14 protein-coding genes are annotated in these 12,814 nt (G+C 41.9%); 7 read left to right on the forward strand and 7 right to left on the reverse strand.

Annotated features, from left to right (window positions below):
• Positions 1-14: 14 nt before the first annotated feature.
• From BFP97_RS00275 to BFP97_RS00285, 3 genes are read right to left on the reverse strand one after another with little or no spacing between them, the layout of a single operon-like run.
• Positions 15-500, reverse strand: coding sequence for a hypothetical protein (locus BFP97_RS00275; protein WP_069840497.1), 486 nt, complete (start codon positions 498-500; stop codon positions 15-17).
• 57 nt (positions 501-557) lie between these two features.
• Positions 558-1,160 carry a hypothetical protein gene (locus BFP97_RS00280; protein ID WP_139135131.1) on the reverse strand — a complete coding sequence of 201 codons (603 nt, stop codon included), beginning with the start codon at positions 1,158-1,160 and terminating at the stop codon, positions 558-560.
• 37 nt (positions 1,161-1,197) lie between these two features.
• A complete protein-coding gene (locus BFP97_RS00285; protein ID WP_069840499.1) occupies positions 1,198-2,154 on the reverse strand; it encodes an NAD-dependent epimerase/dehydratase family protein in 957 nt (318 codons plus the stop codon).
• A gap of 58 nt (positions 2,155-2,212) precedes the next feature.
• Here BFP97_RS00285 and BFP97_RS00290 point away from each other — a divergent pair, with 58 nt between their 5' ends.
• Positions 2,213-2,512, forward strand: a complete 300-nt coding sequence (locus BFP97_RS00290) for a hypothetical protein (RefSeq protein ID WP_069840500.1) — start codon at positions 2,213-2,215, stop codon at positions 2,510-2,512.
• A gap of 1 nt (position 2,513) precedes the next feature.
• Positions 2,514-3,707, forward strand: coding sequence for a glycine C-acetyltransferase (gene kbl, locus BFP97_RS00295; protein WP_069840501.1), 1,194 nt, complete (start codon positions 2,514-2,516; stop codon positions 3,705-3,707).
• Here kbl and cdaA read toward each other — a convergent pair.
• Together cdaA and folP are read right to left on the reverse strand one after the other, a co-directional pair.
• Entirely contained in the window at positions 3,704-4,555 is an 852-nt protein-coding gene (gene cdaA, locus BFP97_RS00300; protein WP_083262346.1) for a diadenylate cyclase CdaA, read from the reverse strand. The genes kbl and cdaA overlap by 4 nt on opposite strands.
• Entirely contained in the window at positions 4,552-5,409 is an 858-nt protein-coding gene (gene folP, locus BFP97_RS00305; RefSeq protein WP_069844133.1) for a dihydropteroate synthase, read from the reverse strand. Before folP ends, cdaA begins: the two co-directional genes overlap by 4 nt.
• A gap of 32 nt (positions 5,410-5,441) precedes the next feature.
• Between folP and BFP97_RS00310 the strand changes: the two genes are divergently transcribed.
• From BFP97_RS00310 to BFP97_RS00320, 3 genes are read left to right on the forward strand one after another with little or no spacing between them, the layout of a single operon-like run.
• On the forward strand, positions 5,442-5,990 hold the full coding sequence (locus BFP97_RS00310; RefSeq protein ID WP_069840502.1) for a DUF1599 domain-containing protein: 549 nt from the start codon (positions 5,442-5,444) through the stop codon (positions 5,988-5,990).
• Positions 5,987-6,979, forward strand: coding sequence for a MauE/DoxX family redox-associated membrane protein (locus tag BFP97_RS00315; RefSeq protein ID WP_069840503.1), 993 nt, complete (start codon positions 5,987-5,989; stop codon positions 6,977-6,979). Before BFP97_RS00310 ends, BFP97_RS00315 begins: the two co-directional genes overlap by 4 nt.
• Positions 6,979-7,506, forward strand: coding sequence for a shikimate kinase (locus BFP97_RS00320; RefSeq protein ID WP_069840504.1), 528 nt, complete (start codon positions 6,979-6,981; stop codon positions 7,504-7,506). Before BFP97_RS00315 ends, BFP97_RS00320 begins: the two co-directional genes overlap by 1 nt.
• Here BFP97_RS00320 and BFP97_RS00325 read toward each other — a convergent pair.
• Both BFP97_RS00325 and BFP97_RS00330 read right to left on the reverse strand, forming a co-directional pair.
• On the reverse strand, positions 7,503-9,038 hold the full coding sequence (locus BFP97_RS00325; protein WP_069840505.1) for an OmpP1/FadL family transporter: 1,536 nt from the start codon (positions 9,036-9,038) through the stop codon (positions 7,503-7,505). The two genes, BFP97_RS00320 and BFP97_RS00325, sit on opposite strands and share 4 nt — an antisense overlap.
• Before the next feature lie 21 nt (positions 9,039-9,059).
• Entirely contained in the window at positions 9,060-10,682 is a 1,623-nt protein-coding gene (locus BFP97_RS00330; RefSeq protein WP_069840506.1) for a hypothetical protein, read from the reverse strand.
• 130 nt (positions 10,683-10,812) lie between these two features.
• Between BFP97_RS00330 and proS the strand changes: the two genes are divergently transcribed.
• Together proS and BFP97_RS00340 are read left to right on the forward strand one after the other, a co-directional pair.
• Positions 10,813-12,291, forward strand: coding sequence for a proline--tRNA ligase (proS, locus tag BFP97_RS00335; RefSeq protein WP_069840507.1), 1,479 nt, complete (start codon positions 10,813-10,815; stop codon positions 12,289-12,291).
• Between the two features lie 46 nt (positions 12,292-12,337).
• On the forward strand, positions 12,338-12,811 hold the full coding sequence (locus BFP97_RS00340; protein ID WP_069840508.1) for an NfeD family protein: 474 nt from the start codon (positions 12,338-12,340) through the stop codon (positions 12,809-12,811).
• Positions 12,812-12,814 lie beyond the last annotated feature (3 nt).

Raw genomic sequence — 12,814 nt, forward strand, 5'->3', positions numbered from 1 at the left:
ATTGCCCCCTTTTTTTATCTAGTACTCAAGGTGTAGACACCACTATCTTTGAGTTCATATTCATAGTCGCCAGACGCTACTAAAATGTCGAACGACACACGCCATTGGTTGGCCGATATCTTTTGACCTGAAATATCATTTCGTAAGAACCTGAAGGTTTCAAAAGCGCAAAAACAGGACCTGACATAGTAGAATTCTATCTCAGGATGTGGCACATCGTTGCTCGTATTAATGTTGAATTCTGTAGCATCTGCCGGTAATTCAATCCAAAAGAACTCTGTGAGTTCATCGTCCGCAATATTCTCTTCGTCAGGGTGAGTATAGGCAAAACGAATGGCAGTTTTATCACCTTCTTCCCACAGCACCCAAGTACCATAGTCATCATCTGGAGATGATAACTCAGAGTTTTCATAGTAAACCCGTTCAAGACTGCCGTCATTGGTATTGTCACAAGACGAAACGATCAGCAAACAAGTGACTATTGCAAATAGCTTTTTCATGTTTTTGACTTTTCTTCTTAGACTCCCAATGTGATAGATAGGTTGGAATCAGAGGGGTTACTGCAAACTGTCTAGTAGCTTTTTCACAGCTGGGATTGCTCCTTGATTGATCATTTCATCCAGGTTGGACATATATTTTTGAAGATCAAGAAGTTCATTTTGGTACCAGTGAAATTCGGGTTTTAGATTACCCTGACGATCGTAAAAATTGATTGGTGTGTTCGAGATAAGTTGATTATCGCATAGCTGATTGAAACGTTCTATTTGTTTGATGACCAGTTGCACATTATCATAACCACCACTTAGGCTGGCTGCCAAACTCGCATCTAGCTGAATAAATACATCATCATTGAAACCTGCCCTTGTGATCAGCATAGGTGCTTCGAAAATGATGTTAACAGGTTTTGGTATTGGTTTTTCACCATTCTCTGCGGCAGTCTGAAAGTTGGTCAGGGCCTTGTTAATCGTTTTTTGGGCATTGCGAATGTCGAAAGACAGCTTATTTAGTTCAGAGCTGAAACTTGAAAAATAACGCTCTCGAATTTTTGTTTCTCTTTTTGTTTCTTGATATCTGTTGAGTTCAAAAGCACCGTATACCCCAACAAAGACAATAAGCAATTCTGCTATAAATTTGACTAAACCCCTTCTTTCTTTTGCCATAACCATAAGAGTGCTAAAGCTACAAAAATGTTGCAGGTTAGGCCTGTTCGAACTCGCTTAACAAGGCCGGCAGGTTTTCTAAAATATCTGAGGTCATCTTGTCCAAATCATAATTTGGTGACCAACCCCAATCGTTTCTAGCTACAGAGTCATCTATACTATCAGGCCACGAATCGGCAATCGCTTGTCTAAAATCTGGCTCATAACTAGCAGAAAATTCTGGAATCTCTTTCTGAATGGCTGCCACGATCTCTTTTGGTGAAAAGCTAATGGCTGATACGTTATAACTCGACCGAACTTTGATATGATCTGCAGGTGCTTGCATTAAATCTAGAGTGGCCTTAATGGCATCGCTCATATACATCATTGGCAGATAGGTGTCTTCGGATAAAAAACACTCGAAAGGTTCGTTTCTCAGTGCTTTATGGTAAATGTCTACCGCATAATCTGTGGTGCCACCTCCTGGTAAGGACTTGTATCCGATCAAGCCAGGGTAACGCAGGCTTCTTACATCAACACCATATTTTTCGTGATAATACTCGCACCATCTTTCGCCCGCTAACTTGCTTATGCCATAGACCGTGTTGGGATCCATTACCGTGTCTTGAGGCGTGTTGGCTCTAGGAGTAGAAGGACCAAAAACGGCAATGGAACTTGGCCAATAAATCCTTAACTGATTTTCTTTAGCCGTTTCCAAAACATTGAGTAAGCCAGTCATATTGAGGTTCCATGCCCATTTCGGATTCTCTTCTCCTTTAGCGGAAAGAATTGCAGCTAGATGATAGATTTGAGTAATGCTATGTGTTTTGACAATGTCATTCAAACGATCGGCATTCATCACATCCAACTGTTCAAATGTAAAGTCCGAAATGGCGGATACCGGTTGGGAAATGTCAGAGGCGATGACATTCGAATTACCAAACAGCCTTCCAAGCTCATTGGTCAATTCTGAACCAAGTTGGCCACAGGCTCCAATCACTAAAATTCTCTCCATTGATTTCTATTTCTGGCTTGCAATATTAATTAAACAGCTCAATATGTAAAACGTTTGCATGACCAAAGGTTGGTTGCAATACATCTTATATATTTGCCCTGTCATGGAAGAGATGAGTTTTGACGATTATCTGGTAAAAAAGAAAATTGACCCGAAAACTTTCCAAGAAGGAGAGCCTAGGCAATACGATGGCTTTAAGGCCCTTTTCGATCAGGTACATCCGGACAGCTTCACTGCACAAAAACTCTTTTTAATTAATAAAATAAGAAGGGCATATCCGCTCAAAGAGCAGGAAGTAGAGAAGGAAGTAAAGAAGCCCATGATGAGACCCAAGATAGCAAGACCTAAAACCAATTGAAATGTACGATAAATTAAAGCCACAGCTACAAGCAGAGATTCAATCCATTAAGGAAGCAGGACTCTATAAACAGGAACGTGTAATTACTACCCCACAAGCAGCTGATATCAAGACCGATGATGGAAAAGAGGTAATTAACTTCTGTGCCAATAATTATTTAGGTTTATCGTCACATCCAAAAGTGGTTGCAGCGGCTAAAGCGGCTATCGATACCCATGGCTTTGGTATGTCATCAGTGAGATTCATTTGCGGAACGCAAGACATTCATAAAGAATTAGAGCAGAAGATTTCTGAGTTTTTAGGCACTGAAGACACCATTCTTTATGCGGCTGCATTTGATGCTAATGGAGGCGTATTCGAACCTTTATTTGGACCTGAGGATTCAATTATTTCTGATGCTCTAAATCATGCCTCAATCATTGATGGAGTCCGACTGTGTAAGGCGATGCGCTTTAGATACAAGAATGCTGATATGGCAGACCTTGAAGAGCAACTTAAGGCTGCGGATGCCAAGGGAGCAAAGCAAAAAATCATTGTGACCGATGGTGTTTTTTCTATGGACGGCACCATTGCCCCGATGGATAAGATTTGTGACCTAGCGGATCAGTATAATGCACTTGTGATGACGGATGAATGTCATTCAACGGGCTTTATGGGTAAAACCGGACGTGGTGTTCATGAGCATCATAACTGCATGGATAGGGTAGACATTATCACAGGAACTCTGGGTAAAGCCTTGGGTGGCGCTTCTGGTGGTTTTACTTCTGGTAAGAAAGAAATTGTTGACCTCCTGCGTCAGCGTTCCAGGCCTTATTTGTTCTCGAATACATTAGCTCCATCAATTGTAGGTGCATCCATTGCAGTGTTTGATATGCTATCGGAAACGACCGCCTTGAGAGATAAACTTGAAGAGAATACTAAGTACTTCCGTGAGCAAATGACTGCTGCTGGTTTTGATATAAAGCCAGGAGAACATGCCATTGTACCAATAATGCTTTATGATGCGGTCTTATCTCAAAAAATGGCCAGTGCCATGCTGGAAAAGGGTATTTACGTGATTGGCTTCTATTTTCCCGTGGTGCCGAAAGGGCAAGCCAGAATTAGAGTGCAGATTTCAGCTGGTCATGAGAGACATCACTTAGACAAGGCGATCGCTGCCTTTAAGGAAGTAGGGAAAGAATTGGGAGTGATTTAGGAAGCCACATCAAGTGGTTCGTTTCCTTCCGGATCGATTACCTCAGGGATAGGCTCTCTTTCCTGATGGTAGTCATTGATACGCTTTCGGATTTCAGGAATAGAGAGGTTACTGTCAATCAAACCATTTCTGGCTAAAGACATTTGACCAGTCTCTTCGGAAATGATTAACGTCAAAGTATCCGTAGCTTCCGACATTCCCAATGCAGCTCTATGGCGCATACCAAACTGTGCCGGCAAGTCTCTTTCGCTAACTGGTAGTATGCACCTGGCAGCTCTTACTTTTCCTTGGTTAATGATGACGGCACCATCGTGCAAAGGGCTGTACTTATTAAAAATTGAGATTAAAAGTCGCTTAGAGATGGTGGCGTCCATAAAGTCTCCTGAATCGACATAGAATTTGAGTTCAGAGCTTTTAGAAAATACAATAAGGGCACCTGTATTGGTACTTGAAAGTGCTTTGGTGGCTTCAATAATAGGTGTGATATTAAAGGATTCTTTGGCTTCTCGCTTTTTCCAGATCATGATAGACTGCAGCAGGTCGTTTTGCCGGAAAGTTGTTTTGCCTAGAATGAGCAGGAATTTTCGGATTTCTTGGGAGAAAATGATAATGGCGGCCAATACTCCAACTCCCATAAATTGACCAAGGATTCCAGCGAGTAGTTCCATTTGTGCTGCGCGCACGACTAAGTAAACTAAGTAGAGCACTAAAAACCCAATTAGTACTCTTACTGCTACACTACCTTTTAAGAGTTTATAGACCTGGTAAAGCAGAACACTGACCAATAGGATATCCAGGATGTCAATCCATCTTACATCTAGAAACCCTATTTTAAATGCGTATATCAACCCTTGTATGCCTTATAAAGCTTTATTGTTTCCATCGCCTCCTTTACATCATGGACTCTCAATATCGATGCACCATTGATCAAGGCAGCCATATTTAATGCTGTTGTTCCATTGAGTGCTTCTTCGGCAGAGGTGTCAAGCGTTTTATAGATCATTGATTTTCTTGACAGGCCAGCCAGTATCGGCAACTTCAATCTTTTAAAATAACCCAAATTCCGAAGGATATCATAGTTCTGCGCAATCGTTTTTGCGAAGCCAAACCCAGGGTCAATAATTATGTCCTTAACACCAAGACCCTTTAGTACTGAACATTTAGCAGAAAGCTCGGCACTTATATCATTCAGAAGGTGATCATAGTCTGTATGGGTCTTCATGGTCGCAGGAGTTCCTCGCATATGCATAAGAATATAAGGGACATTGAGTTTCGCCACAGTTTTGAACATTTCACTGTCCAGATTACCCCCAGAAACATCGTTGACCAGTGAAGCTCCGGCATTTACTGCAGCTTTGGCTACTTCTGATCGGAATGTATCTATTGAAATATACGCCTTTGGAAAAGCCTTGTTAATGGCTTCAATGGCTGGAACGGTCCTTTCTAGTTCTGTAACTTCGGTAATATCCTCAGCACCCGGCCTGGTAGAGTATCCTCCAATATCTAGTATAAAGGCCCCGGCTTCAAGCATCTTCCCGGCTCTATCGACAATTTCCTGAAGACCATTGGCTCTGCTCCCCTCATAGAATGAGTCAGGAGTGGTATTGAGAATCCCCATGACTTTTTGGCTATCCAGAGAAACCAGATTTCCCCTGAGATTCAATGTGCTTTTTGTACTAAATAACTTATCTTTCGCTTTCAAGAATTGTCCCAAATTTTAAATAAGCGATTACTTTGGAGGAGCAAACGGTAGGCGAATATAAGCAAGTTATTAAGGCCTGTAAAGACATATTTCTCAAGAAAACTCAGGACTATGGTACGGCCTGGAGAGTGTTGAGATTACCTTCTATTACGGACCAGATCTTTATAAAAGCACAACGGATTCGCTCTATTCAGGAGAAAGGTGCTCAGAAAGTGGATGATGATATCTCAGGAGAGTTTATCGGGATAATTAACTACTGTGTGATTGCCTTAATCCAAATGAACCTCACGGATGATGATCCCATGGAAATGGATGTGCAAGTGTTGGAACCGCTTTACGATAAACATGTGAAGGAGACCATGGAGCTTCTATTAAATAAGAATCACGACTATGGTGAGGCATGGAGAGATATGCGTGTTGCTTCAATAACGGACATCGTATTGATGAAGCTTTTGCGTGTTAAACAAATTGAAGATAATCAAGGGAAGACGATCATTTCAGAAGGGATTGATGCCAATTATATGGATATGATCAATTATGCCGTTTTCTGTATGATTCTGATGGGATTTGCCAAATCATGAAAGTATTAAACGCAATAGCACGCTACATAGTAGGGGGCCTCTTTATATTCTCAGGCCTAATCAAAGTCAATGATCCCGTAGGAACCCAAATAAAATTGGAGGAGTACTTTTCGGTTTTTGCCGTTGATATTGCTCCGTTCTTTGAATCGCTAAAACCGATCTCATTGTTTCTGTCCATGCTGCTTTCGACTTTGGAAGTAGTATTAGGTATTGCCTTGCTTCTTAAGTACAGAGAAAAACTAGTGACGACACTGTTGTTGGCAATGATCGTCTTTTTTACTTTTTTGACTTTCTACTCTGCCTATTTCAATAAGGTGACGGACTGTGGGTGTTTTGGAGATGCCATTAAGCTTACCCCATGGGAATCTTTTATTAAGGATATAGTCCTTCTTGTCTTCATTGTGGTGCTCTTTGTCAATAGAAAGAAGAATCAACTTCTGGAAGAGACGAAACTCAAAACAGGTATTGTTGCTGCTTCATTGGTTTTTTGCCTGGCTGTGGCTTTCTGGTCCGTTAATCATTTGCCGACAATTGATTTCAGAGCCTACAAAGCCGGTACCAGTATTCCTGCGGACATGCTTCCTCCTGCAAATGACCCCAGTGTTGTGCCTAAGATTACCAACTTCGCTATTTATGGAGATGAGTCTGACCACACGCAAGAAGTGCTGAGAGGCAATAAACTTTTGGTGGTAGTCCATGAGACAGAAAAGACTGATATTGATTCTTATAATATGCTGAATAGCCTGATTGGTGCCTTAGGAAATCAAGTAGATGTGGTTGCTATTACGGCATCATCTGGTCCACAATTCGAGGATTTACGCCATACGGTTCAGCTTGCTATCCCGTATTACTACTCTGACAAGACTTTGCTCAAAACGATGATTAGATCAAACCCGGGACTCGTGCTGTTGAATAACGGAGAGGTAATGAAGAAATGGCATTACAATGATATCCCTGATGCCGGGGAGTTACTATCTAATTTGAATTAATGAATTTTAGAAACGGTATTTTCCTGATCGGACTCGCGGGGTCTGGTAAGTCGACCCTTGGGAAATCCTTGGCAACAAGGCTCAGCTATAAGTTCATTGACCTAGATGCAGAAATTGAAAAGAAGGAGGGGGTGACAATTCCAGAGATTTTCAAGAAGTATGGGGAAGGGCAATTTAGAATCTTTGAGAGAGAAACTTTACACCAACTCATCGCAGTTGAGGATCACTTTGTGTTAGCAACGGGTGGTGGTACTCCGTGCTACCATTTTAATATGGATGCCATGAATGAGGCGGGTATGACCATATACCTTGATGTTGCCCCTGGAGACCTAGCCTTAAGAATTATTGAAGATGGTGTAGAAGGCAGGCCCATGTTCAAAAGCTATGATCATGTAGACTTGATTCAGGAAATTAGAGAAATGAAGGCCAGGCGTGAAGAATACTATGAGCTGGCCAAAATAAAAATTAGAGATAATCGGATTTCCGCGGAAATGATTATCTCTAATATCAATGCGGCTAAAGACTAGAAGTTCAGCCCAAAGCTTATTCTCGCATTATTCAATGTTGTTTCAGTGATCGATGTTGGTCCAGCACTATCAGCAAAGGAGAAAGATGTAAATGATTCTTCGAACCTAGTTTGACTATATGAGAAGTCTAAGAAGTACTTACCAAGATTAAGGCCAACACCTCCGGAGATCACGGTTCTAGACCGGTCTACATCACTAAATGTATTGAACCTTCCATTTGTCGGGTCACCTAACATCGCATAACCTGCTCTAAACCTAAAAATCTTGTAACGGTACTCAGCGCCAAGCCTCAGGTTGTTGACCGATTCGAAGTTATTTCGGATTGTTTCATTATCATTATCGGCAATGAAGTCTGCTGAAGAAACATTAGCACTTCCGTAGTTAAGCCTTTCGTAGTCCGCTGTAATAAAACCGTTCTTTCCTAAGAAGAACGCGACACCTGCATTGAATCGCAATGGAGTTCTCAGTTCGTAGTCAGAGAAGAAAATATTAGTCTGAGTCTGTAAACTATTCAGGACTGTATCTTCTAGAATAACACGGTTTCCATTGTCTAGGAAAGTTGAAGCATCGAAGTTATTCCACTCTGAATTATAAATGGCATCACTTTCTTCGCTGAAGTTATACCAGGTCGGTGAGGTCAAAGAAACTCCAAACCGAACGAAGTCTACCGGTCTTACAATTACTCCGATATTAGCATTGAAGCCTGTGCCTGATACATCAAATCGTTCATCCAATGTGAATGATGACAATACCGTGTTAGAAAACTCTTCGGTATAAATACGATTCGAAGTGTAATTTGTAGATAGGATGCCAATTCCAGCTCCTAGATAGATTTTGTCGTCATAGTTTCCACCAAAGGCTATGTTAATTTGATCGGTAAAACCGGTTCTGTTAATTCTTTCTCGCTGAATAGGGTTTCCTGCCACTGGTGACAAATAAAAGTCTTCAGCCCCAGGTAATGGATTGATCAAAAAATGATCGTAGCCTACCTGTTCAATACCACCAAGTTCTTCAGGAAAGAAGAGGTCCGCTCTGTCAAGCATTGCATCAATAATCGAAGTGCCTATACCTTGACCAGAATAGCTCAGTTGTTGTCTAAAATCATTAACCCGATTGAAAGTAATGGCTAAAGAGCCACCACGCCATCCCCCTGGGACGTAATCGCTTTTATTGAAGTTAATGATCAGACCAAGGTTTGCAATATTCAAGTTGGAATCCTCTGTTCTTGAATCATTGAGCAAATAAGTCGACTCAAACTGATTGAAATTAAAACCAGGTGTTAGCACAAACTGAGATCTGTTATAAAAACCTAAACCTGCTGGGTTCAATATGGCTGAGCTTACATCTCCACCGAGAACCGAACCTGAGCCGCCTAAACCTAAGATTCTTGCCGAACCGAAATTGTTGAGTTGGCTAAACCTCAAAGCATCTTCATAATATCCGAATGAACCGGGTTGTATTTGAGCCTGAGCTCCAAACTGTAGGCAAAGCGCTGCCAAGCCTACTAGCATAAGCTTTCTTATTCCTTTCATCTTCTGAGTTTTTGTTGTTTGTTAGTTACCTCTACCTGATCTAGACGATGAGCTTCTACTTGATGAAGATCTACTGCTTCCACCGCTTCTTGAACTTCTGCTCACCGACCCTGAAGATCTTGAGCTTGAGCTTCTGCTCACACCAGACCTAGAGCTAGATGACCTAGAGCTACTTCTTGAAACACCTCTTGAGCTAGATGACCTCGAACTGCTTCTAGACACACCCCTAGAACTTGACGATCTAGACGATGACCTACTTACGCCAGACGAAGACCTAGACGAAGTGTTTCTATTAAAAGATACCCCGCTTGTTCTGCCCGAAGTACTTCTATTTGAAGCGCGCCCTCCGCTGAATGTTGAAGTATTTCGAGATGATCGTGAGGTTCTCGAAGTCACTGCACTGCTCCTGCCTCTTGAAGAGCTAGAACTCACACGTGAGGACGTTCTGCTTGAACTTCTTGAGTCATTAAACCTGTAGGCATCAGTTCTTACACGATTTGATCGTGTACTAACGACTTGGCTTCTCGAGCTTCTACCACTACTAGTAGCCGATCTAGAAGATCTTGAACTCCTAACACTGCTTGAACTCACACGTCCTGTTCTTGAAGATCTGTTTTCTATAGCGCTTCTTGATACTCTTGAAGTACCTGAAGTTGAAGCCAATCTTTGAGATCTAGTCTGAGCTACACCATTAGTAGCATCTGATCTCACATTTGCTACAGACGTAGATGTCAATCGACCGCCACGAGTAAACGTTCTGTTATTTCTGGCAACAAATACCTCTCCACGATAGATATATTGATTGCTAAAGATGGGTGGGCAATAAATTCCACCGCCAAATCCAAATCCGCCACCGAATCCGAAGCCCCAGCCTCGGTTCCATCTGTTCCAACGATTCCACCTGTTCCATCTATTGAAGCCAAAGCCTGCATTGAAGAAGAAAGGATCATAAAATGGATCAAAGAAAGGATCATAACCGAAGCCTACAGGTGCAAAGAAAGGGTCATAGAAGCCAAAGCCAGTCCCGAAGCCTACGGATACATTGATGCCTGGACTCCAGAATCTATTTCCAAATCCGTTCCTGCCAAATGTGGCCATAGAAGTTCTTGCTATGCGACCATTGCTTGCCGTGATATATCGATCCATTCTAGTGCTATTGCCCAGATAGTATTGATCATACCAAGCCAGCCTGAATTCAAAATCGTTGTAGACTAGATTATTGAAATATCGCTCGTCCCACTCTTCAGCCCAATCTACTGGTAGGGCATAAGTAGCTAACAATTGATTTTCATAATCCCAGACGAAGTCATCATAATTCAATTCACTCGCCTTGGTCACTCTCGGGCCACCTTCGCCTTCAACAAAGTATTCGACCTCTTTACTTTCGTTGTTGTTATAACGATTAAGCAATGTCGGGTCTACTGATGCTTTAGACTGATTTGCCAATGTGATCACATTGGCGGTATTAGCCGCTTGAACCTCTTCAGGTTTTGCAATAACCTTTGGGGCTGTTTTACGATCGGCCGATGTAAAATATACATCGTCATATTCTGAAGCTTGTTGGTATTGATCTGGTGAGCATGCAAACACCGCTAGCATGCTGAGTGGTGCCATTAATAATTTGAGATGAATTCGACTTTTCATGACTTTCCTTTCTGGCTTAATAAGTTAACGTCTATTTATCGTTTTTGGTCGAGAAAATATCCGAAAACTATATATTTGTCGGATATTCTATCAACGCTAAAACAGCAAGGATCATACCAAATCTGAGAACATGAGCAAAGGATTGCCTAAAAGGAGTGAAGATTATTCATTATGGTACAACGAATTGGTCAAAAAGGCCGATTTAGCTGAGAACTCACCAGTACGAGGTTGTATGGTCATTAAGCCCTATGGCTTTTCTATTTGGGAGAAAATGCAAGCCGAGATTGATCGTATGTTCAAAGAAACAGGTCATACCAATGCTTATTTTCCTCTTTTCATCCCGAAATCTTATTTGAGTAAGGAAGCTGACCATGTGGAGGGTTTTGCTAAGGAATGTGCTGTTGTAACACACTACCGTCTTAAAAATGATGAGAATGGTAATGGGGTAGTAGTAGACCCTGATGCTAAGTTGGAAGAAGAACTTATCGTGCGTCCAACCTCTGAAACTGTGATTTGGAGTACCTATAAAAATTGGGTGCAGTCTTATCGTGATTTACCAATACTTGTTAACCAGTGGGCCAATGTAGTCCGTTGGGAAATGAGAACGAGACTCTTTTTAAGAACCACTGAGTTTTTGTGGCAGGAGGGTCATACGGCCCATGCTACCAAGCAGGAGGCGATTGATGAGTCGGTTCAAATGATGAATGTCTATGCTCAGTTTGCGGAAGAGTTTATGGCCGTACCGGTTATCAGAGGGGTGAAATCGGAAAGCGAACGATTTGCCGGTGCTGTAGAGACATACTGCATAGAAGCCTTGATGCAAGATGGTAAAGCACTGCAGGCAGGAACTTCACACTTTCTAGGACAAAATTTCGCTAAGGCATTTGATGTGAAGTTTGCTAATAAAGAAGGTAAGCAAGACTTCGTCTGGGGAACCTCTTGGGGTGTAAGTACTCGATTGATGGGAGCACTTATCATGGCGCATTCTGATGACCAAGGGCTGGTGCTACCTCCTAGACTGGCGCCTATTCAAGTCGTGATTGTACCTATATATAAAGGAGAAGAGCAGCTAAGAGCTATTGGTGAGAAAGCCGATGGTATTATCGCTTCACTAAAAGCAGCCGGTATTAGCGTCAAATTTGACGATCGTGATACCTATAAGCCAGGTTTTAAGTTTGCCGAGTGGGAATTAAAGGGAGTGCCGGTTAGAATCGCCATCGGGCCCAAGGACATGGAAAATAATTCTGTGGAAATTGCCCGAAGAGATACCGGTATAAAGGAGATCTTCAGTCTTGAGAATGATTTGACATCTAAGATCACAGGTTTGATGGATGAAATTCAGGAGTCTATTTATACCAAGGCCCTTGATTTTAGAACTGAAAACACTCGCCCGGTTGATACCTATAATGAGTTCAAGCAAGTACTCGATACACAAGGTGGTTTCGTTTCAGCACATTGGGATGGCACCGCTGAGACTGAAGAGCGAATAAAGAATGAGACCAAGGCAACGATCCGTTGTATTCCTATCGGAGCCAAAGAAGAGGAGGGTACATGTATCTACTCCGGCAAGCCATCAAAAAGAAGAGTTCTTTTTGCCAAAGCATACTAAGCTTCATCCGTTTATTGGTATATTAGGCTATTGACCTTTTAGACTTATGGACGGTTGGTTAGCCATCATTTTACTGACTCTGGTAGGCCTCGTGCTTATTTATCTTGAACTGATATTTGTTCCCGGGACCACAATACTTGGACTCTTGGGGCTTGTCTTGACCGGCATCGGAATTTACATGGCTTATGAAAGACATGGAGTTACATCAGGCTCCATAGTTTTAGTAGCTTCACTTTTAGTGACGGTTGTCGCTTTGGTTTGGAGCTTTAGGTCCAATGCATGGAGTAAGTTCTCTTTGAAAAAGCAGATTAACTCTAAAGTCAACGAACACTATACGGATGATCTTCATTTGCATATGAAAGGGATCGCTGTTTCTGATTTGAAGCCGATCGGCAAAGCTGAGTTTAATAACAAGGCCTATGAAGTGACTTCACATGGACATTTGATAGACTCTGGGGCCGAGGTTGAAATCATAAGAATTTCTGGAAATAAAATTATTGTAGAATCAATAAATACTTAAATC

Source organism: Roseivirga sp. 4D4, from assembly GCF_001747095.1.
GTDB lineage: Bacteria > Bacteroidota > Bacteroidia > Cytophagales > Cyclobacteriaceae > Roseivirga.